Below are 16,918 nucleotides of genomic sequence, written 5' to 3'. Positions count from 1 at the left end.
TTATCAACTGGTGTTATCTTATGCAATTAAGAGTTAATGAGGTGTTATTTTGTAATTTTTAAAATTAAATGCTAATTAATTGCCATTATTTGGGTTATTTTGCTTTATTTTCTTTTGGTCTATAGCATGGTTTCGCCGTCAGAAATGGGATTCTTGGTGGTAGATAAATGAGTTCAATGAACTTGGCTTGCTTTAAGGGAATAAAATGAAACCACATATTGTTATTGCCATTCAGGATACCAATCGTTTTTTTGCCTTCGGCATCCAACATATCTTGCAGGCCTATTTCCAGGCAAAAGGCTGTACGTTAGGTTTTGTGTCGCTTGCCTCAGAGGCGACGATTGATCTGATGGTTTGGGCCGAATCCCACCATGGGCCTATGCTGGCCAACCGCCTATGGGATCAAAAAATGGGCGGGCTATTTGGCACGATTGTGGTACGGGAAAGCGTCATTAAGGGGATAAAGCCCGACAAGCCTGAGCATAATGGTTCCAGTGTATTAGGCCGCAGGGAAAGGGTCGAGGCGGTGGTGCATTTGCTAGAGCAGATGTTTGACCGGGCGTGCTTGCTGCATTTGCAGGCGATAAAGGAAAGAGCGCGTTTTAGACTGCAACTGACAGCGCGTGAGCGGGATATTTTGCAGGGGATTAGCAAGGAACTTACGCCCAGCCAAATCGCCAATAAACTGTCGCTTAGCGTTAAGACCGTCAGCACCCATAAACTCACGGCGATGCGTAAGTTGGGCTTCAAACGAAATAGTGAATTATATTACTGGTTGCGGCAAGGGAGGCTGGAGCTGGAAAAGAGTACGCGATAAAAATACCGGAGCCTGCATAGCAGACCCCGGGAGTTAAAATTAATCCCCTGCGGCTAAACGGCTGGAAACCAGTGCTTCTTGTTGCGTACTGGCAGCGCGGCTGGCCTGTTCCTCACGGAACTTCAGGTTGTCCCATACGCGGAAGAACGGATAGTACATCACCAGCGAAATCGCCAGGTTGACGATCTGCAGGATCGCACCGGAGATATGGCCGCCGGTGGTCAGATAGCCGCTAATCACGATCAGCGTAGTAAACGGCAGGGCGATCCCGGCAGGTGGCGCCACCAACCCGGTTGCCATAGCGCTGTTATGCGAAGCCGTGGCTGACAGTATGTAACCTTCGCTGCCTTAAGGAGCCGCGCAGCTAATTTCGGTTTTTCACCCGCTTGTTTTTTCCGCATGCTTGCGACACTATCTCAGGCAAAATTCACTCAGGATCGGAGTGAGTACCGGATACAGGTAGGGACATTCTTTGAAAAAACTCCTCTTGGCTGTGCTGGTTGCCGCCACCGCTGGCACCAGCCCCACCGTCATGGCCTCTTTTGATGAAATCAGCTGCCGCTGGAGCGACTACTGCGCAATGAGTGGCGTGCCTTATCTGGCTGCCGAAAATGATACTCGTATCAATCTGCTGATGTTGGCGGCGGGAATGCGTAATTTGCCCATGGTGCTGTCGTCAGTACCGCAAGAGATTGGCCGCAGCAGAGGATACACTTTTGGTGTGTTCTCTGGTGAAGCCACGCCTGCAGCCGATCAGGCCACCTCACCAGGCCAAACCACCGTTACACAGGATAATCCGCTCGATGCGCAGGCATTAAGCCTGGGCATTAAACCGTCGGGACTAAGCGGTTTTTCAGCCGAGAACGAAGGCCGCTGGATCTCCAATAATCCGCTGTCACTCAGCCAATTTTTCCAGGCGTTACTGGACGATCGGCAGTTGGATCAGGCCGAACGCGATTTGCTGGCGCTACGCCGAGCCAAAATTTACCGGGGTGAGGCACAGCCGGAGCAATTTTTACCGCTGATGGAGAACTATGCCGCAGGTTCTCATGCAGCGGCGTTCAGAGACTACCTGAGCAGCGCGGAACAGTTTTACCACGGGCAATTTACCGACGCGGATACCGGATTCCAGCGGCTGAAAGAGTCGGATCAACAGTGGGTGGCAGAAACCGCCACTTACATGTTGTTCCGAGTCGCCTTGAACCAGATCACCGAAAATGCCGACGATCAGTACGGCATGTTCGATCCGCAGCGGGCCAATAAAGAAGCGGGCGCTCAGGCATTGCAACGCGCACAGGCCTATCTGGCCGCTTATCCTCAAGGCGAATATGTGGATTCCGTACAGGGATTACAGCGCCGGGTGAATTGGTATCTGTCTGACTGGCCGCGCCTGGCGCAGCTCTATGAAAGTGAGATAACCGCTGTCACCGAGATCAATACGCTTGGTGCGATGGTTGATGAAGGGGATCAAATCCTGCTGAGCCGCTATATTCCCTATGACAGCGCAGAGCAACCCTTTATCAGCAGCGCCGATGCCCCGTTGTTAACCTTTATCCAGACCATGAAGTGGCTGCGCCAATATAATCTCGACAACCCGGCGATGCCGAAAGTGACCGATGAACTGCTGCAAGGCTACAAGCCGATGTTTGTGGCCGCCAATCAGCTGCCGCTCTGGGAATATATGCATAACGCCTGGCTGTTCTATCAGCAAAAGGATTATGCGGCGGTAATCACGGCGATCCAGCCAGCGGCGCAACTGGCAGCAAACGATCTCATCGCGTTCAGCCAGCAGATCCTTTATGGCGATGCCCTGGTGATGCAGGAGAATTGGTCGGGTGCTGAAGCCCATTGGCGTCATCTGCTCAGCCTGAAGCTTTCCCCTTATCAGCAACAGTATATGCAGCTGATGTTGGCCACCGCCCTGGTGCATGAAAATAAAGCTGCCGCTATTTTTACGTCAGACAGCCCAATCAACAACCTGCGTTACCGCTCCGTGGTGCTCAAGACCCTGGCGAACAAAGCGTTATTGCAACAGCAAGCCGCTAGTGCGCCCAACGATGAAGAAAAGACCATCGCTCTGCATACGCTGTTGTTCAAGGATTTGATGGTGGGCGACTATCAAGGGTTTATTGACGACAGTCAGCTGAAAAAAAATATCAAGCAAACGCCAGACCCGCAGGTATTTGGCGACGTAGCGCTGAGTGTGTTCGATTGGAACGGCAGTCAGACCGAACCTGGGTATTTCTGTGCATCCCTGGACTCTAACGTTGCCGTATTGGCGAAGAACAAGACCGATCCGCACGCCATGAACTGCGTGGCAGAGTTCTTGCGTACCACCTTTGCCGATATTAATACCGAAGCGGAAATGGGGGCCAATGAACAGTTGGATGTGCTGGCACGGGCCGAGCTGGATAAAGATAAAGCCCATGGCCGATTAAAATATTATCAGCAAGTGATCGCCGATCCCAAGGCCGAGCCGGAAGATAAAACCTATGCGCTCTACCGGGCGGTGATGTGTTTCTCTCCTTCAGGCTACAACAGCTGCGATCGGCAGGAGATTTCACAGAAAACCCGCCAGCGTTGGTTCAGCCTGTTGAAGAGCCAGTATAAAGGTAACCAATGGGAACAAAGGCTCAAATACTATTGGTGATGCGGTTATGGCTGCTGCTGTGGTTGCCGTTTGCTGCAACCACCGCAGCGGCGTCGTCGGTGAACGCACATGATTACCGCGCATTCTGGCTGTGGTCCGGCGTATTGGCACAGCCTGCGTTGCAGCAGGCCGAGCTGCTCTATCTTCATCAGGGTGAGATTGTCACTGGCCGCCAGGGCGCTCGTTTCCTGAAGTTAGGGCTGCCGCTGAGCAAGCTCCAGGCTCCTGCCGTCTGGATCACCGTACGTGTCGCTACCCTGGATATGTCCGACGAGGTGTTGGCCTCGGCGGTGCGTTTGCCTGCGCGTTGGGCTGCGGCAGGCAATCGGGTAGTGGGGCTACAGATCGACTTTGATGCGGCAACCTACCAACTGGACAAGTACGCGGCGTTTCTCGACCAACTGCGCGGCCAGTTACCGAAAGAATATGCACTGGGAGTCACCGGCCTGCTCGATTGGGCCAAGACTGGCAACGTCGGCCAGTTGAATGCGTTGCCGATCGATGAGCTGGTGATCCAAACCTATCAAGGGCGGCGTACTGTCACGGAGTATGAACGCTATCTCCCAGCACTGCTTAAGCTACAAATCCCCTTCAAAATCGGTCTGGTGCAGCAGGGGGACTGGAACCCCAAGTGGCAACAGCGGTTGGCCGCATCGCCTTATTATCGCGGCGAGGTGGTTTTCCTGTTGAATACCAACCAGTAAAATTTATTTTACATAAAAATATCAAATGGATAATACAATTATTTGCTTAGACTAGCATGAGGATGTTAACTGGTCTAAAATAGGTATGAATCGTTCGATTAATACCTATTTGAGCGACTGAGGAGATTGCCATGATTAGTTTTACGGCCAACCAGGCCAAAACCCAGTTTGGCGAAATGATTACTAAAGCTCAACGTGAGCCGATCAGCATTACCAAAAACGGTAAACCTTCCGTGGTGGTCATGTCTGTTGAGGACTACAACGCATTTGAAGAGCTTAAGATGCAAAGCCTGCGCGCCAAGCTTGCACATTCCATTGCTCAGGCTCAGGCTGGCCAGTTGCATGAGGGTGATCAAGTTTTTGATGAACTGATGAAGGATCTCTAATGGCTAACTACAAACTGACTGACGATGCGCGAGAGGATTTGCGCGAATTAAAGGCATTTTCTCTGAGGCAGTTTGGTACGTTGACAACACGGGAATACTTGGCTGGCATGCGTGTCACTATGCAACATCTGGCTAATATGCCGGGTATGGGCACGAATGAAGTGGAAAGCTTAGAGCTGGATATATGGAGTTTTCCGTATATGAGCCATACGATCTATTATCAAAGCGCCGCTGATGGGATTGCTATCATCGGCGTTGTCCACCAGAGTCGCCTACCTAAGCTGTTATTAAATCGCCGTATATGAGCATAGGGTGTAACATTACCCGGTATCATTCTATTGCTCATACTCTTGTCTAAAAACACGATGTAATCAGCACCCATTATCCAGCAGCTTACTGCCAGAAACTGTCATTAGCGCAGGTTATTGTTGGTTTTTACGGGTAGGACAATCCTGAAAAACACTGACAAGGAAACCGCGATGATACGTGCGATGACTCTGCTTACCGAAAATTTTTCCGATTGGGAAACCGCTTTAATCAACTCGGCGGGGCGCGGCTATTACGGCTTTGATTGCCGTTTTGCTACCCCTGGCGGCACCGTTGTTACCTCTTCCGGCGGTATGCGGGTTTCTCCTCATCTGGCAATAGAAGCCATCCAACCCAATGATATCGACCTGCTGATTGTCTGCGGGGGCACTATCTGGCAAACCGACCAAGCGCCGGATGTCACCGCTTTGGTGGCTGCGGCCTATCAAAATCAGGCCGTCGTTGCAGGGATATGTGATGGCACTCGAGTATTGGCGCAGGCCGGGGTGCTTGATGCGGTTCGCCATACCTCCAATTCGGCACAGAACCTGTCGAGCTTGAACTATGGCGGGGCGGCGTATTACCAGGATGTGCCTTATGCCGTCGCCGATCGGCGGGTTATTACGGCACCCGGTACCGCACCGGTCAGCTTTATGGCCGCAATATTGCGTACTTTGGCAATAGGGGATGAAAATCTTGCTGCCTACCTTGCGATGCATGCCGCAGAGCACCGCAAGCCAGGTTAAACCGCTGTGATAAAGAGTGTCCAGGCGCCACCTCACGTGGAGATTGACTCTCGCTGGCCGAGGAGGTCGGGTTGTTTATGTGCCGACAAGGCTGCATAAGAGCGGGGCCGTCCTACTAGTTGTACCGCAGAGATGAGGCTGGACTCTGCGGGCACCTTGGGTTGCTGCGGCAAATCCGGCTGATTGGCCGAAGAGCGTTCGTTCAGATAGTGTCCTCCTCCCTGCAGCAGCCATTGATACAGCTCCTGATTGCATCTGAAATTCAGCTTGCGCATGGCGTTCTGCTTGTGTGCATTGGCGGTTTTATTGCTGATGTGCAGATAGTTGCCGGTATCCTGCCCGTTCATACCCCTATGTATACACCGCAACACTTCTTCTTCCCGTGAGGTCAACGGATACATACATGAGCAGCCGTGGTTGGGCGCTGCTGGTGACTCGCCGGACGAAAACAGCACGCTATCCAACCGTTGGTATAATGTGGCAAGAGACTGATGACGGTACAGCGCCCTGGTATTGCATCTTTCGCAATTCACCCTTGGCTTGAGTTGGTTCTTGTTGCGTCCCTGCTCGGTGATAAAGAACACCAGCGGGTAGTTTTTCCGCTGATGTAAGCGATAATGCCATGGGTAGCTGGTAACCAGATCGCCTAAAAACAGGATATCGATATCGCTGTCACTCTGGGTTTCCTCAAGCAGACGGATTTCCTGCTGGCGGGCTTGAAAAAAGGCTTGCAGCCCCAGGCCCAGACCATAGGTAAAATATCGGTCAGCGTCGATGATCATAATGGAAAGAGCTTGTTTCATGGCCTGAGTTCCTTTCAACCAACGTGTCCGCCCTACGTAAGTCGCAGTGACAGACACAGAGATAAATGTCAGTGGAAAAATGTCAAACGGTGGTCACTAGAGGGCCTGTTTAACCTTCTGCTGCAACGGATTCTTTTTCCCTTTTGGCTGGATGTTTAGGTGATAGAGAGGGTTCAGCAATATACCAGCGTAAACTGTTATTCAGAGCGCCGGAGGTAACATAAGCTTTTTTGTTTTCAACTAATCGCAGCAGATAGTAACGAGCAAGGTATATTGTTGTTTCTGAATATTCTGCTATTTCCCGTGTTTTTGGCCATTGAGTTTGTGGCGGAACGCCTGTGTGATGAATGTCTCGCTTGCAAAGGGCTTGTAGAGCACTAAAAACATTATTAAGTTGATTTTCCCTTTCTTTATTGGTGCGATAAGACATGTCACTACCTCCTTTTAATGTGTCTTGATGGGGCGATTCGAAATGGAATAATCTTACGCTGCTGGTTTTTCTTACTACTTTTTCTAGGCGATCACAGGGGAATACTGTCAGAATCACAACCCCCAGTTCTTCCTGCTGAGGCGTCAGTTTACCATTCTAAGCTATCACGGACTATTGTTTCGTGAAAATCAAATTTACGATCAATGAGTTCGCAAATATGGCATTTTGTAGCATAAAATACTGGGTAAATCGTTTTTGCGACCAAAGTCGTCGCAATAAGAATATTCTTGTATATATTTAAGTTTTTTATGGCGAAATTGCGCCATTCGAGAAACAACGCTTTCAAATTTTAAAGGTATTTGCAATAATTTTTTGGCGACAGGAGATGAGGTTGTCCGATGGAGTGGCCTAAGAATTTCCCTATCATAAAGGCTCTTGATCAATATTTTAATTGATGCGTGGCTGGTTTGTGATTGCGATTCTATCTATTCAAGGCTGTCGTATAAAGTTGTATTTTAATAATTCGCTTTATTCATCGGATGAAGCGCCGGGAAAGTGTTGTCTTTTCTGGCGAGCTACCCCTTCGCAAATAAGGGGAAGGAAAAGGATGCCTTCTTTTAAACCAAATGAAAGGATGCTGCCTGCTATATCAATAACCGTCAAAATAAAACAGCGTTGTGCTGATGGGCACCGGCTTTATTGGGCGGATAGATATATCTGGATTTCTCGTTAAATTAACGTTTTAAGGATAAAGAAAACATGAAACTGACTAACATTGCGCTGGCTACGGTTCTGTCTCTGGGTATGGTATCTCTGGCTAACGCTGATGCAGGTTCTGGCAAGGTAAATTTCGAAGGTAAAATCATTGATGCGCCTTGCTCTATCGCTCCAGAAAGCCTTGACCAGACCAAGAGTTTTGGCCAGGTAGCGAATGTGGCTCTGGTTAATGGTGGCAAATCCAGCGTGCTGAACTTTGATATCAAACTGCAAGGTTGCGATATCTCCAGCAAGAACAAAGTACAGGTCACCTTCGCAGGTCCTAATGGCGGCGCAACGGGTACCACTAACACCCTGTTGGCTATCACTGGTGTGGCAAAAGGTGCCAGCATCGCGATGTTTGATGGTTCTAACCAACCGATCACCCTGGGTACTGCGACTACCGTCCAGAACCTGATCGCGGGTAACAACACTCTGAGCTTCTCCGCCTATCTGCAGGGCCATGCAGGTACTACATTGGCGGATATCGAGGAAGGTGACTTCACCTCGACCACTAACTTTACCCTGGCATACAACTAATAGTCGGTTTGACTGCATGCGGATCCCGCATGCAGTTTTTGCTGTCCTTGTTGATTATGGGAGCCAGGGATGTCGGTGAATATTTATACGGCAACCTCGTTGTTTTTACTGGTGGGTGCCATCACTGCGCTGCCGGTTTGGGGGGGAAGCCAACTCAGTATGAATGGGGCGATAGTCGCCACCGCTTGCGATATTGATACTACCAGCCGCGACCAGACCGTTGATATGGGCACGCTGCCCTTCGATCGGATTGTCAATGACAGTCAGGCATTGGCACGGCCATTCAGTATCCGGCTGGTGAACTGCACGCTCAAGCACAGCAACGATAACATTCTGGGCAAGCAGCACTTTCGCGTCACGTTTGACGGCCGCAATGAGGACGGGCACTTCGGCGTAGAGGGAGAGGCACGCGGTGTTGCACTGGTGTTGAACGATGCGCTGGGGAATGAGGCCTCTCCAGGTAAGGAGTTGCCGCCGCAGACGCCGGTGTTGCAAGGCAAAGAAATGCGGCTGCATTACACCGCACGTATGGTCGCCAACAATCAGCCGTTACAGGTGGGCACTTATAGCGCCCAGGTGCGCTATCAGCTGGAATATCACTGAGCAGCAGGCTGACACGATAACGGATGGTCGGCACGCCAAGACAGATTGACTTCCCCGGCAGGGTATTCCCTTAAATAACAACCATAACGCCCGGGAAAGTTTTAACGCATAAAGGTCAATGGATGATGAGCACCCCACTGGTAGGAGTACAGGTTCCGCGCACCCGCTTGTTGCCGCTGTTGATTGCGCTGGCACTGATGAATGGCCAGGTTTTTGCCGCCAAACCCATCGAATTCAATACCGACGTGCTGGATATTCAAGAGCGCGGCAATATCGATTTAGGGCGTTTTTCCCGCAGTGGTTACGTGATGCCGGGAGAATACAGCCTGTTGATCAACGTCAACCAGCAGGAGTTGCCGGAACAGACGATCCCATTTTATCCAACGGAAAAAGATCCGAGCGTAACCGAAGCCTGCCTGTCTGCCGCCCTGGTGGAACAAATGGGGCTAAAGGAGGAGTTTACCCGCGATCTGGCCTGGTGGCATAACGGGCAATGCCTGGTGATCGATAGCCTCGCAGGGATGACGGCCCGCCCAGAACTGGGCAGCAACACCCTCTATCTCAGCGTTCCACAGGCTTACCTGGAATACAGTTCTCCCGATTGGGATCCTCCGGCGCGTTGGGATAATGGTATTCCCGGGCTGCTGCTGGATTACAACCTCAACGCTCAGAGCCAGCGCCAGGATCAAAATGACGGTGTCGAGAAAGGCTATAACCTGAGCGGCAACGGCGTAGTAGGTGCCAATGCGGGAAGCTGGCGGCTGCGTGCCAGTTGGCAGACACAGATTGACCATCAGACCGGCTCTGGGCAGTCCAGCCAGCAGAACTTTGAGTGGACCCAATATACCGCTTACCGGGCGATCGCACAGCTCCGGGCCAAATTGACGGTAGGTGAAGACTTCCTGAACTCCGATATTTTCGACAGCTTCCGTTACACCGGGCTAAGCCTGGTGAGCGACGACGCGATGCTGCCGCCGAACCTGCGTGGCTATGCGCCAGAGGTCAGTGGTGTGGCACGTACTAACGCCCGTGTGGTCGTCAGCCAGCAGGGCCGGGTGTTGTATGAATCCCTGGTGCCAGCCGGCCCGTTCCGTATTCAGGATCTGAGTAACGCAGTCTCGGGGCTGATGGACGTGCGGATCGAAGAACAGGACGGCAGCGTGCAATCGTTCAATATCAGCACGGCGAGTATTCCTTATCTGACCAGGCCGGGGATGGTGCGCTACAAGCTGGCGAGCGGGCGGCCAACGGACTGGCGTCACCGTACGCAGGGGCCGCTATTTGGCAGTGGTGAATTTTCGTGGGGCGTCAGCAATGGCTGGTCGTTGTTCGGTGGTGGCGTGGTAGCTGGTGACGAGTACAACGCCTTGGCTGTGGGGATTGGCCGCGACCTGATGGCGTTTGGTGCACTGTCGTTTGACGTGACCCAGTCGCGGGCAAGTTTGCCGCAGGGGGACACGTTGAGCGGGGGCTCCTATCGTCTGCGCTATTCGAAAAACTTTGACCAGATTGGTGGCCAGGTGACCTTTGCGGGCTATCGCTTCTCAGAACGCAACTTTATGACCATGGGGGATTTCCTGGAAGTGCGTAACCTCGGTACCCGTAGTCAGAGCGGCAAAGAGATGTACACCGTGTCCTACAGCCAGCAATTCCGCGAGATGGGGCTGACGGCCAACCTGAACTATGACCACCAGACCTATTGGGATCGGGACGCCAACGATCGCTACAGCCTTTCACTGATGCGCTACATGGATATTGGGCGCTTCAAGAACCTCAGCCTGTCGATGACCGGCTACCGCAATCAGTACAACGGGCAGAATGACGACGGAGTGTTCTTGTCACTGTCGCTACCGTGGGGCAACAGCGGCTCGGTGAGCTACAGCGGCACGTTGGATCGCAATGACAACACCCATCGGGTCAGTTACTCCGATCGGGTTGGCGATCGCGGCAGCTACCAGGTGAGCAGCGGCTGGACCCGCAAAGGGCCATTGGCCAGTGGCTTCTATAGCCATGAGGCGGATTGGGCACAGATTAATGCCACTGCCAGTGCTCAATCCGGCAGTTACAGCACGGTGGGCTTGGCATTGCAGGGCGGGGTAACGGCGACGGCGGAAGGGGCTGCGCTGCACCGGGTCGCTATCCCGGGCGGAACCCGTTTGCTGGTGGACACAGATGGTGTAGCCGATATTCCAATTCGCAACTACGGCGCGCCAGTGCGTACCAACCGCTACGGCAAAGCCGTGGTAGCCGACATGAACAGTTATTACCGTAACCGGGTGAATATCGATCTGGACAAGCTGCCGGATAACGCCGAAGCGATGAAGTCGGTGGTGCAGGCCACGCTGACGGAAGGCGCGATAGGTTATCGCCGGTTTGACGTGATTGCGGGTGAGAAGGCCATGGCGGTGATCCGTCTGGCGGACGGCACGATGCCGCCGTTTGGGGCGACGGTGCAGAACCTGAAAAAACGCGATGTGGGGATCGTCAGCGACGCTGGCAGCGTATACCTGAGCGGTATTGAGCGCGGTGAAACGATGACGGTTCACTGGGACGAACGGGCGCAGTGTGAACTGACATTACCGGCGGTGTTGCCAGCAAACGGTATGAGCGAACTGTTGTTACCTTGCCGGGCGATAACCCCGAAAACAGATACCACTGACCTGGCTGCAGTACAGACCAAGGCTGAGATAACACGATGAGAGATGATATGAAGAGAACCAATACGGGGATGGCGTTGGCCGCCGCAACCCTACTGTGCGCGCTGACGACGCAGGCTCAGGCCGCCATCGCACTGGATCGCACCCGGATTATCTTTCCCGGTGGCGATAAGTCGGTCAGCCTGAGTGTCAACAATGACAACCCGCAATTGCCATACCTGGCACAGGGCTGGATTGAAGATACCAAGGGCAACAAGGTGACCAGTCCGTTAACGGTGCTGCCACCGGTACAGCGTATCGAACCGGGTGCCAAGAGCCAGGTGAAGGTGCAGGCGTTACCGGTATTGAGCCAGTTGCCTCAGGATCGGGAAACCTTGTTCTACTTCAACCTGCGTGAGATCCCGCCGAAAAGTGACAAGGCTAACACCTTGCAACTGGCATTGCAGACGCGCATCAAACTGTTCTATCGGCCAAAGGCGTTGGTAAAGACCACCACCGAAATGGCGACGCCGTGGCAGGACCAACTGACGTTGACCAAACAGGGTGACAAATATGTAGTGAACAATCCGACGCCGTACTACGTGACGCTGGTGGATGCGGGCAGCAGAAAGGGCGTGAGCGCCACGGGTTTCGAACCCCTGATGCTGGAACCGAAAAGCAGCGCTCCTTTAGGCGTGAGCGCATCGGTATTAGGGGGATCGCCAGTGCTGACTTACGTCAACGATTATGGCGGCCGTCCAGTGCTGACGTTCCGTTGCGGCGGAGCGGATTGCCAGGTGGAACCGGTGAAGAAGAGTTAATTCAAACCGCTCGTGCCAGGTAACAGGGAGAGGGCGCGGATCAGGTCAGCAAGGAGAGAACGTATGCAACAATATTACCCTGTTCCTGGCAAGCATCGCCGGGGGGGAATGAAAGTGAGGGCCTCGGGCTGCTGTCTTGCCGGGGCGCTATTCAGTGTCTTGCTGACGAGTGTTCCGGCCAGTGCGATGCCAGTGAACGTCAGGGGAACCATTATACTGCCACCGCCCTGTACGATTAATAATAATCAAACCATTCGGGTGGACTTTGGCGATGAAGTGATGACCACCCGGATTGATGGCGTCAACTATAAGCAGACCATTGTCTATAGCCTGGATTGCGACATTCAGAAATCCAACGATCTTAAAATGAGCATTCAGGGCGGCACGGCTGGCTTTGGAACCGGATTATTAAGCACCAGTAAAAGCGATCTGGGTATTGCTTTGTACTATGGGACACAGCAGCTGAATATCAATACCTGGTTTAACTACAGCTATCCCAATAAGCCGGTGTTGTATGCGGTGCCGGTCAAGCGTAGCGGGGCCACTCTGACGGGGGGCGAATTTACCGCCTCCGCGACGTTATTAATTGATTACCAGTAAGGGAGCAAAGATATGCGAATTCTACTGTTATCCCTACTGGCTGCGGGTATAAGCGGCTTTTTACCTGCGGTATTTGCGGCTGGGGGCGATATGGAGTTTCGGGGAACGCTGCTTGAGCCGCCGCCTTGTACCATTAACAGCGGTAATAATATTATCGTTGATTTTGGCCTTAAGGTCGGTGTCAAAAAAGTGGATGGCGTCAACTATATGCAGGACATTAATTACGATCTGGTCTGTGAGCCGAATACCCACAGCTGGGCGTTGAAACTGAAGCTGACGGGAAACCCCATCTTTTTTGATAACGCGGCGGTGCAAACCAATATTAACGGACTGGGGATTAAAATCCTGCGTGACGGCCAGCCCTTTGTGCTTGGCAGTGAAATAACCATCACGCCAGCCAGTAAACCCCAGCTTAAAGCCGTCCCGGTGCAACAGGCTGGCATCGTGTTAACGGAAGGCGCGTTTGAAGCCACAGCCACGCTTCAGGCTGACTATCAATAACGGGGAGGTAATATCATGCGAATTTCGGCACTGTTACTGGCCCTGGCGGTAGGTCTTGTCGGTTTATCCAGCTCGTTGCAAGCGGTCGATAACGTACGTTTTAGAGGCGCACTGGTTGCTGACCCTTGCACATTACGAGTCACCGATGAAAATATCACTATCGATTTTGGTTCGATCGTCGAGAAGTATCTTTACCTCAACACCCGCACGCTAGGGGTACCGCTGGTATTACATCTTGATGATTGTGATCTTAGCCTGGGTAATATGGTCAAGTTGACCTTTTCCGGCACGGAAAACAGCAGGCTGAATGGCCTGTTGGCAATATCCGGGTCTAGCCAGACCAGCGGTATTGGCATCGGTATTGAAACGCAACAGGGAAATAAGGTGGCGATCAATACAGGCAGCTATAACCAAGGACTGATCACGGGCAATAACACCATTAGTCTGCGGACCTATGTGCAGGGGGAACCCGATGCGATTAGCCAAAAAACCATTAACCCTGGTGAATTTACCGCCAGCGCGACGTTCTTATTGGAATATGAGTAGCCTGTAACACGGCTTACCCTGAAATCGACGGCGTAACTAATCACTACGCGATAGATAAGGGATGATCACAGGGGTATTTATGCAAGCCATTAGAGTGATGCTGTTAGCTGTCATGTTGCTGACAGCTTCTAGCGCCAATAGCGCGATTTATTCTTATATTACTCGTAGCGAGGGCACACCCTCGAATGCCAAATATTGGTGGACCATTGAATATTGGGACACCGTTGATGCTACGCCGAACCCCTGTTACGGATGGGCACAATGCACTGTCTTTATCGGCCACCGACATAGTGATGCCGGGGAGGCTGGCAACTGGGTCTCGGATGGTAACGAATATCTTGATGGTGTTCAGGGATATCGGACGGTTGGCGATATAGGGGCTGCTTTTCAGCGCAGATATGCGTTGCCTCGCAGCGGCACCCAGAGCCACAACGGGCCAGCGGTGACTCAGGAATGCGTCGGGATATACTTTAAGGCGTCAACAGGCACGTCAGGTGCGTTTGGTAGCCCTATGATGGCCAGCAGTCTATGTGGGATCGTACCGCCGCCGGTGGGCAAGTGCGAGTTTACCGACACCAGCCTTGAGCTGACCCACGGCCAGGTGCAACTGAGGGATATTGAAGGACATCAGGCACGGCAAACAGGTTATGTCCGTTGTACGCAAGAAATGGATGTAATGGTCTACCTTGCCGGGTCTGCCGGTAACGGTATGGTCAACCTCAGAAACGACGGCAGCCTGCAAACCCGCTTGACCATTGCTGGCGTGAGTGGCTCTACCGGGGTCAGAGTTCATGCTTTGGCGGGCGTCAAGATGCCGCTGGAGTTTGCTTCTACCCTGACTAAAGTGGGGGCCGTGGAGGCAGGTGATTTCTTCGGTTCGGCTACCGCGATCCTGACCATGCCATAGCGTTTTCCTGCTCGCCACGATAACAGGCTGAGCCAGTGCCGTGTTGAGGTAAGTTTCTGCAACTGATAGCAAACTCGATCGGTCCTCTCTCCTTTTGGGAGAGGGGCCATTAATCAATCAGCCCTTCATCAGGCTTTGCGCACCGTGAATTCCAGCGCCAGGCCAATGAGCGTCATGTTTTTTACTGACTGAGCTTCGGTGACCGGGACGAGGCTTCCCTGGAATTTCAGCTTCTTTAACGGCCCATTGATGACAAGTTTGGCTCGCAGGTTAGGGAGTGAGTGTGGGCAAATGGGGTAAATGACCCTCCCTTTAATGGCGACCGGGATGTTCCGCAGATCAATACGTTGCAACACGCCTATCGAGGCATACAACACCGCCACCGGCGTTATGGATGCCAAAGGAAGCGGCGTCACGCTGATAAAATCCAGTAATAATTCGGGTTTGAGATAATGCAGGCCGTCATGAGGGACGGTGACGCCGGGGATCTCCGGCATCGCAAGCGTTTTAGGCAAAGAGGATGAGTCGGTCATGGGATCTGCCTTGGTCTGGAGTTGCTGCTGGAGCGTTATCCTGCCCTCACTGAACATCCCCTCTACCAAACCTCCTTTGTTACCTCGCAAGCAAGCCCCGGTGTCAGATAATTTGGAAAACGGGATCCAGCGCACGACTCAGGTCTAATTTACAGGCGCAGTTCATAGGCAGCGCCCGTTATGTTTGCCATCAAATATCAACATTGCCCAGACAGACAAAAGCGCTTTCCTTATCCAGCAAATAGGGGCGCAAATAACCCACCGTGCTGCACATCGGCAAAATATCCGCCGACAGTTTTATCCCCAATGTATCGATCAGATAGGTTCTACGCTGCTGCATCCGTTGCCATAGCTGTGGATACTGCCGTTGGATCTCCTCCTTCAGCGATTCATCCGCCAGTAACACGGTGCTTTCGGCAGAGACACCACCAAAGTTGGGCACTGAGGGAATGATATCAATCTGCAGGATCATACCGCTCAACAGCTTTTGCTGAGAGCCTTCATATATGGGGGAAGACATCCACTCTTCTTCAGCGGTCAAGTGCCCAGGGCACAGCGACCAACCGTATTTCGATCGCGGTAATATCGCTTCTACATGATCAAACAGCTCGCCGCCACGCATGCCCACGCTAATCACTTCAAGCCAGTGGGCATAGGCTGAGAAATAGGGCTTGGCGACCGCATCCAGATAGTTTTTCGCCTCTGCCGATAACTCACCATCCGCGTTTACCGCATAGCCCGCCCGGCTGGAGGCCCCGCCGCGATAGCCTACGGTTAACGAGATCGTGTCACCATACTTCACGGTGTTTGCGGTTGGGAACAGGTTGCCCTTGATAAAGCGTGGGCCGCTGGCAGCTATGGTGACGATACTCGGATGCTGGCCATAGCGCACCAGGCAATCCCCTAACGCTTGCTCTGTGACGCCAGGGGCCAGCTTATTCATGGCATCCAGAATGCAATCTGAAGCTAATGCCGCACCATATTCGTAGTGAGCCACCTCGTTGGCATTATTGACCGTTCTCACGCCGTTTTCGCCGATAAACAAATCGGTCTCATTGGACAAGCAGGCCTCATCGCCGACGATGCTACGGATGGTGTCGACGATAAATGACGGCAGGTCATAGATTTTTTTGTTAATTTCAGACCCGTCGGTAAACATCTTCCAGCCAACCAGGCCGGTGCGGGTATTTTCCCGTACACCAGCTTCAATCAGCAGTTCCTTAATCGACTTGTCGTTCCTACCAGGTTGGTTTGGTAATGAAAATTGAGATAGGTGTACGGCCTTGGCTTGAATTCGCGCCTTGGTAACTTTATTGAGGTTTTCGTTGCCCAGCACCAGTGTCATTTCGCCATCGGCGTTGATAATCAATAAGGCTTCTTCAAAGCGGGTGAAAAAACCAACCAGATATTCAAAATTGCTGCCGTGCTCTACATCGCAATAAATCACCAGTTGATCAAGTCCACGCTGTTTCATCATGCTGAGGAGGTGGCTTTTTCTTTGTTGGATGGTTTCATCCGTTAACGCAATGGGAACGCCAGAACAGTCCTGTTGCGGCTCCTGGATTTTTTGCAATCCCACTACATAGTTTTTCATGCGATCCTCTCTGGCCAAGTGTGATTTCGAGCAACCGAA

18 protein-coding genes and 1 pseudogene are annotated in these 16,918 nt (G+C 52.3%); 14 read left to right on the top strand and 5 right to left on the bottom strand.

Annotated features, from left to right (window positions below):
- Positions 1–205: 205 nt before the first annotated feature.
- Positions 206–817 carry a response regulator transcription factor gene (locus ACRDCA_RS22160; RefSeq protein ID WP_438691451.1) on the top strand — a complete coding sequence of 204 codons (612 nt, stop codon included), beginning with the start codon at positions 206–208 and terminating at the stop codon, positions 815–817.
- Between the two features lie 39 nt (positions 818–856).
- Here the strand turns inward: ACRDCA_RS22160 and ACRDCA_RS22155 are convergent.
- Positions 857–1,123, bottom strand: a pseudogene (locus ACRDCA_RS22155) (oligo-beta-mannoside permease IIC protein); the annotation flags it as partial.
- Between the two features lie 166 nt (positions 1,124–1,289).
- On the opposite strand from ACRDCA_RS22155, the gene ACRDCA_RS22150 reads away from it, so the two are divergent.
- The 5 genes from ACRDCA_RS22150 to ACRDCA_RS22130 all read left to right on the top strand — a co-directional run bounded on the left by ACRDCA_RS22150 (position 1,290) and on the right by ACRDCA_RS22130 (position 5,609).
- A complete protein-coding gene (locus ACRDCA_RS22150; RefSeq protein WP_438691450.1) occupies positions 1,290–3,467 on the top strand; it encodes a hypothetical protein in 2,178 nt (725 codons plus the stop codon).
- Positions 3,437–4,171, top strand: a complete 735-nt coding sequence (locus ACRDCA_RS22145) for a DUF3142 domain-containing protein (RefSeq protein WP_438691449.1) — start codon at positions 3,437–3,439, stop codon at positions 4,169–4,171. Before ACRDCA_RS22150 ends, ACRDCA_RS22145 begins: the two co-directional genes overlap by 31 nt.
- A gap of 131 nt (positions 4,172–4,302) precedes the next feature.
- Positions 4,303–4,557, top strand: a complete 255-nt coding sequence (locus ACRDCA_RS22140) for a type II toxin-antitoxin system Phd/YefM family antitoxin (RefSeq protein ID WP_438691448.1) — start codon at positions 4,303–4,305, stop codon at positions 4,555–4,557.
- Complete coding sequence (locus ACRDCA_RS22135; RefSeq protein WP_438691447.1) at positions 4,557–4,862, top strand: type II toxin-antitoxin system RelE/ParE family toxin; 306 nt, start codon at positions 4,557–4,559, stop codon at positions 4,860–4,862. The genes ACRDCA_RS22140 and ACRDCA_RS22135 overlap by 1 nt, the downstream gene beginning before the upstream one ends.
- Before the next feature lie 174 nt (positions 4,863–5,036).
- Entirely contained in the window at positions 5,037–5,609 is a 573-nt protein-coding gene (locus ACRDCA_RS22130) for a type 1 glutamine amidotransferase family protein (RefSeq protein WP_438691446.1), read from the top strand.
- Between the two features lie 32 nt (positions 5,610–5,641).
- Here the strand turns inward: ACRDCA_RS22130 and ACRDCA_RS22125 are convergent, their stop codons facing one another.
- A complete protein-coding gene (locus ACRDCA_RS22125; protein WP_438691445.1) occupies positions 5,642–6,412 on the bottom strand; it encodes a LuxR C-terminal-related transcriptional regulator in 771 nt (256 codons plus the stop codon).
- Between the two features lie 109 nt (positions 6,413–6,521).
- Entirely contained in the window at positions 6,522–6,842 is a 321-nt protein-coding gene (locus ACRDCA_RS22120; protein ID WP_438691444.1) for a FaeA/PapI family transcriptional regulator, read from the bottom strand.
- A 759-nt stretch (positions 6,843–7,601) separates the two neighbouring features.
- Between ACRDCA_RS22120 and ACRDCA_RS22115 the strand changes: the two genes are divergently transcribed.
- The 8 genes from ACRDCA_RS22115 (at position 7,602) to ACRDCA_RS22080 (ending at position 14,752) form a co-directional block, all read left to right on the top strand.
- Positions 7,602–8,138 (top strand): fimbrial protein, encoded by a 537-nt coding sequence (locus ACRDCA_RS22115; protein ID WP_024482986.1) that lies wholly within the window; start codon positions 7,602–7,604, stop codon positions 8,136–8,138.
- Between the two features lie 69 nt (positions 8,139–8,207).
- Complete coding sequence (locus tag ACRDCA_RS22110) at positions 8,208–8,741, top strand: fimbrial protein (RefSeq protein ID WP_438691443.1); 534 nt, start codon at positions 8,208–8,210, stop codon at positions 8,739–8,741.
- A 122-nt stretch (positions 8,742–8,863) separates the two neighbouring features.
- Positions 8,864–11,440, top strand: a complete 2,577-nt coding sequence (locus tag ACRDCA_RS22105; protein WP_438691442.1) for an outer membrane usher protein — start codon at positions 8,864–8,866, stop codon at positions 11,438–11,440.
- A gap of 8 nt (positions 11,441–11,448) precedes the next feature.
- Positions 11,449–12,198 (top strand): fimbria/pilus periplasmic chaperone, encoded by a 750-nt coding sequence (locus tag ACRDCA_RS22100; protein ID WP_438691441.1) that lies wholly within the window; start codon positions 11,449–11,451, stop codon positions 12,196–12,198.
- Positions 12,199–12,261: 63 nt separating this feature from the next.
- Entirely contained in the window at positions 12,262–12,798 is a 537-nt protein-coding gene (locus ACRDCA_RS22095) for a fimbrial protein (protein ID WP_438691440.1), read from the top strand.
- A 12-nt stretch (positions 12,799–12,810) separates the two neighbouring features.
- Positions 12,811–13,299 (top strand): fimbrial protein, encoded by a 489-nt coding sequence (locus tag ACRDCA_RS22090; RefSeq protein WP_438691439.1) that lies wholly within the window; start codon positions 12,811–12,813, stop codon positions 13,297–13,299.
- A 15-nt stretch (positions 13,300–13,314) separates the two neighbouring features.
- Positions 13,315–13,845: a fimbrial protein gene (locus ACRDCA_RS22085; RefSeq protein ID WP_438691438.1), complete on the top strand. Its 531-nt coding sequence runs from the start codon at positions 13,315–13,317 to the stop codon at positions 13,843–13,845.
- Positions 13,846–13,906: 61 nt separating this feature from the next.
- Positions 13,907–14,752, top strand: coding sequence for an MrpH family fimbial adhesin (locus tag ACRDCA_RS22080; RefSeq protein WP_438691437.1), 846 nt, complete (start codon positions 13,907–13,909; stop codon positions 14,750–14,752).
- A 128-nt stretch (positions 14,753–14,880) separates the two neighbouring features.
- Here ACRDCA_RS22080 and ACRDCA_RS22075 read toward each other — a convergent pair whose 3' ends face one another.
- Both ACRDCA_RS22075 and ACRDCA_RS22070 read right to left on the bottom strand, forming a co-directional pair.
- On the bottom strand, positions 14,881–15,285 hold the full coding sequence (locus ACRDCA_RS22075; protein WP_438691436.1) for a dTDP-glucose pyrophosphorylase: 405 nt from the start codon (positions 15,283–15,285) through the stop codon (positions 14,881–14,883).
- Positions 15,286–15,475: 190 nt separating this feature from the next.
- Positions 15,476–16,879 (bottom strand): M24 family metallopeptidase, encoded by a 1,404-nt coding sequence (locus tag ACRDCA_RS22070; RefSeq protein ID WP_438691435.1) that lies wholly within the window; start codon positions 16,877–16,879, stop codon positions 15,476–15,478.
- Positions 16,880–16,918 lie beyond the last annotated feature (39 nt).

The sequence above is a fragment of the Serratia sp. (in: enterobacteria) genome (assembly GCF_051654945.1).
GTDB lineage: Bacteria > Pseudomonadota > Gammaproteobacteria > Enterobacterales > Enterobacteriaceae > Chania.
Note: the sequence above shows the minus strand (reverse complement) of the source record. Positions and strands in the feature narration are given on the sequence as shown.

What these genes read in the sequence shown, in the direction of transcription:
- ACRDCA_RS22160 (WP_438691451.1), top strand. Translation starts at nt 206, where the DNA reads ATGAAACCACATATTGTTATTGCCATTCAGGATACCAATCGTTTTTTT.
- ACRDCA_RS22145 (WP_438691449.1), top strand. Translation starts at nt 3,437, where the DNA reads ATGGGAACAAAGGCTCAAATACTATTGGTGATGCGGTTATGGCTGCTG.
- ACRDCA_RS22140 (WP_438691448.1), top strand. Translation starts at nt 4,303, where the DNA reads ATGATTAGTTTTACGGCCAACCAGGCCAAAACCCAGTTTGGCGAAATG.
- ACRDCA_RS22135 (WP_438691447.1), top strand. Translation starts at nt 4,557, where the DNA reads ATGGCTAACTACAAACTGACTGACGATGCGCGAGAGGATTTGCGCGAA.
- ACRDCA_RS22130 (WP_438691446.1), top strand. Translation starts at nt 5,037, where the DNA reads ATGATACGTGCGATGACTCTGCTTACCGAAAATTTTTCCGATTGGGAA.
- ACRDCA_RS22125 (WP_438691445.1), bottom strand. Translation starts at nt 6,412, where the DNA reads ATGAAACAAGCTCTTTCCATTATGATCATCGACGCTGACCGATATTTT.
- ACRDCA_RS22120 (WP_438691444.1), bottom strand. Translation starts at nt 6,842, where the DNA reads ATGTCTTATCGCACCAATAAAGAAAGGGAAAATCAACTTAATAATGTT.
- ACRDCA_RS22115 (WP_024482986.1), top strand. Translation starts at nt 7,602, where the DNA reads ATGAAACTGACTAACATTGCGCTGGCTACGGTTCTGTCTCTGGGTATG.
- ACRDCA_RS22110 (WP_438691443.1), top strand. Translation starts at nt 8,208, where the DNA reads ATGTCGGTGAATATTTATACGGCAACCTCGTTGTTTTTACTGGTGGGT.
- ACRDCA_RS22105 (WP_438691442.1), top strand. Translation starts at nt 8,864, where the DNA reads ATGATGAGCACCCCACTGGTAGGAGTACAGGTTCCGCGCACCCGCTTG.
- ACRDCA_RS22100 (WP_438691441.1), top strand. Translation starts at nt 11,449, where the DNA reads ATGAAGAGAACCAATACGGGGATGGCGTTGGCCGCCGCAACCCTACTG.
- ACRDCA_RS22095 (WP_438691440.1), top strand. Translation starts at nt 12,262, where the DNA reads ATGCAACAATATTACCCTGTTCCTGGCAAGCATCGCCGGGGGGGAATG.
- ACRDCA_RS22090 (WP_438691439.1), top strand. Translation starts at nt 12,811, where the DNA reads ATGCGAATTCTACTGTTATCCCTACTGGCTGCGGGTATAAGCGGCTTT.
- ACRDCA_RS22085 (WP_438691438.1), top strand. Translation starts at nt 13,315, where the DNA reads ATGCGAATTTCGGCACTGTTACTGGCCCTGGCGGTAGGTCTTGTCGGT.
- ACRDCA_RS22080 (WP_438691437.1), top strand. Translation starts at nt 13,907, where the DNA reads ATGATCACAGGGGTATTTATGCAAGCCATTAGAGTGATGCTGTTAGCT.
- ACRDCA_RS22075 (WP_438691436.1), bottom strand. Translation starts at nt 15,285, where the DNA reads ATGACCGACTCATCCTCTTTGCCTAAAACGCTTGCGATGCCGGAGATC.
- ACRDCA_RS22070 (WP_438691435.1), bottom strand. Translation starts at nt 16,879, where the DNA reads ATGAAAAACTATGTAGTGGGATTGCAAAAAATCCAGGAGCCGCAACAG.